The sequence below is a fragment of the Mesorhizobium sp. M2A.F.Ca.ET.067.02.1.1 genome, from assembly GCF_004023285.1.
GTDB lineage: Bacteria > Pseudomonadota > Alphaproteobacteria > Rhizobiales > Rhizobiaceae > Mesorhizobium.
The window spans coordinates 1-2322 of sequence record NZ_RZSB01000851.1 but is presented as its reverse complement, the minus strand read 5'-3'; the positions used below and the strand labels follow the sequence as shown (position 1 = coordinate 2322).

General features: G+C 67.0%; 4 protein-coding genes. All 4 read right to left on the bottom strand.

The window, feature by feature from the left end; genetic code table 11:
* A partial coding sequence (locus EOA28_RS32740) for an amidase family protein (protein ID WP_245501650.1) occupies positions 1-671 on the bottom strand: 671 nt, incomplete at its 3' end.
* Positions 668-1018 carry a cupin domain-containing protein gene (locus EOA28_RS32735; RefSeq protein WP_127250398.1) on the bottom strand — a complete coding sequence of 117 codons (351 nt, stop codon included), beginning with the start codon at positions 1016-1018 and terminating at the stop codon, positions 668-670. The genes EOA28_RS32740 and EOA28_RS32735, both read right to left, overlap by 4 nt.
* The gene (locus tag EOA28_RS32730) at positions 1011-1679 is read right to left on the bottom strand and encodes an isochorismatase family cysteine hydrolase (RefSeq protein ID WP_127250399.1); all 669 of its coding nucleotides are present in this window, start codon (positions 1677-1679) and stop codon (positions 1011-1013) included. Before EOA28_RS32730 ends, EOA28_RS32735 begins: the two co-directional genes overlap by 8 nt.
* Positions 1679-2322, bottom strand: a 644-nt coding sequence (locus EOA28_RS32725) for an ATP-binding cassette domain-containing protein (protein ID WP_128315701.1), incomplete at its 5' end; no start/stop codon positions are given. The genes EOA28_RS32725 and EOA28_RS32730, both read right to left, overlap by 1 nt.

Here is a 2322-nt window from a genome sequence, read left to right as displayed (position 1 = left end):
ACCGAGAACACCGCATAGGCGTCATCGACCGTCAGCGCGAAGACCGAGACGCAGTCGAGGGTCCGGCAGGCCGGAACAACGCCCGTCGTCGACAGCGCTCCGACCGTCGGCTTCAGCCCGACAATGTTGTTAAGGCCGGCCGGAATGCGGCCAGAGCCGGCGGTGTCGGTGCCGAGCGCGAAGGAGACGATGCCGCGCGCCGTCGCAACCGCCGAGCCGGAGGAGGAGCCGCCGGGCACGAGTTTCGGATCGATCGCGTTCCTTGGGATCGGCCAGGGTGTGCGCACGCCGACAAGGCCGGTGGCGAACTGGTCGAGATTGGTCTTGCCGACGACAAACGCGCCGGCGGCCCTGAGCCTCGCCACGACCGTCGCGTCTTTGTCCGGCGTGTAGGCATATTCCGCGCAAGCCGCCGTGGTCGGCATGCCGGCGACATCGATGTTGTCCTTGACGGCGAAGGGGATGCCCCAGAGCGGCTTCGCCACGGGGTCAAACGAGCCGAGCGCCTCGGCCTCGGCCAGCAACTCCGCTTTCGTCGCTAGGTGGATGAAGATGCCGGGGTCGCCGGCCGCATCGATGCGGGCAAGGACCGTATCGATCACCTCGGCGATGCCAAGCCCGCTTTGGTAGGCCGCGCGCAGGCTGCCGATGTCGAAGCGGATGTCGTTCATTTCGTCTCCCCCAGGATGATCACCGGCAGGTCCCACTGGATCAGCACCACGCAGCCGTCCTTCGTCCACACAGAATGCTCCGTGCCGACCGGATTGAGGATCACGCTGCCCGCTGGATAGTCGCCGTTCTCGTCGCTCTGGGTGCCTTCCAGCACGACGATGGTTTCCAGCCCGGCATGACGGTGGCGCGGCACGCCGGCGCCCGGCTGATATTTGAGCAGCGCGACCGACGGTTCGACCGGGCCGCCCTTGAGCAGCCAATGCACGGTGACGCCGTCGCGGAAAGGCTCGAACGCCAGATCGCGCCAGCCGCCGTCAAGGAGGCCGGCAAAGGCAAGATTAGGCATTCGCAATTCCCTCGAGGACCTGATCGGTGGTCGCCGTCCAGCCGACGATGGCGCCCTGCGCCCGGATCATCGCGAGCGCGGCCGCCTTGAATTCGGGAAAGTAGCTTTCCGTCGCATCCTCGGCGACCAGGCATTCGTAGCCGCGGTCGTTGGCCTCGCGCATCGTCGTCTGCACGCAGACCTCGGTCGTCACGCCGGCGAACACCAGTTGCCGCGCGCCGAGCCGTTTCAGGTCGTCGCCGAGGCCGGTCGCGTAGAAGGCGCCCTTGCCGGGCTTCTCGATGACAATCTCGCAGGGCAGGGGCGCGAGCTCGTCGAGGATCGCGGTGCCCGGCTCGCCGGCGATCAGGACGCGGCCCATCGGGCCGACATCGCCGATCCGGATCGAGGGATTGCCGCGGTCGCGCTTGGCGGGAGGCAGGTCTGAAAGGTCGGGCTTGTGGCACTCCATGGTATGGATCACCGGCAGGCCCGCGGCGCGAAAGCCTTCGATCAGCCGCTTCACCGTCGGCACGATCGCCGTGACCCGGCTGACGTCGTTGCCGAGACTCGCTCCGAACCCGCCCGGCTCGGCAAAGTCGCGCTGCATGTCGATGACGATGAGCGCCGTCGTCTCGGGCCTGAAGGCAAAGGCGAAGGGCTGCGCTGCGATTTCCGCCATCAGTGATGCCCCGCCATGTGCTCGCCGATGGTCTGCACGCTCGCCTGCGCAATCGGCGTCTCATAGACCAGCGCGCCGTCGGACATGACGAGGATGCGGTCCGAGAGTTCCAGTAGCTCGTCCAGGTCTTCCGACATCAACAGCACCGCGGCACCTGCGTTGCGCGCCTTCATGATACGGGCGCGGATCTCGGCGACGGCGGAGAAATCGAGGCCGAAGCACGGGTTGGAGACGATCAAAAGGTCGACCTCGCCGGTGAGCTCGCGGGCGAGCACGGCGCGCTGCACATTGCCGCCCGACAGCGAAGCGATCGGCGAAGACAGCGATGCGGTCTTTACCTTGAACTGCTCGACCAGCCGGGCGCTGAAGGATTTGATGGCACCGGCGCTGATCCAGCTCACCGGCTTGCCGTTGCCGTCCACGTCGAAGGTGCGGAAAGCGATGTTCTCGGCCACTGTCATCCTCGGTGCACAAGCATTCTTCAGCGGCTCCTCCGGGATGAGGCGGACATTGAACGTGCGCGCTTCGGCGCGCGTCGCCGCGTAGGCGGCGCCGCGCACCATCACCTCGCCGCCATTGCGCGGGCGCTGCCCGGCCAGCACTTCCAGGAACTCCTTCTGGCCGTTGCCCGAAATGCCGGCGA

Excerpts from the sequence above, each read along its gene's own strand:
- EOA28_RS32735 (WP_127250398.1), bottom strand. The coding sequence starts at position 1,018 with ATGCCTAATCTTGCCTTTGCCGGCCTCCTTGACGGCGGCTGGCGCGAT.
- EOA28_RS32730 (WP_127250399.1), bottom strand. The coding sequence starts at position 1,679 with ATGGCGGAAATCGCAGCGCAGCCCTTCGCCTTTGCCTTCAGGCCCGAG.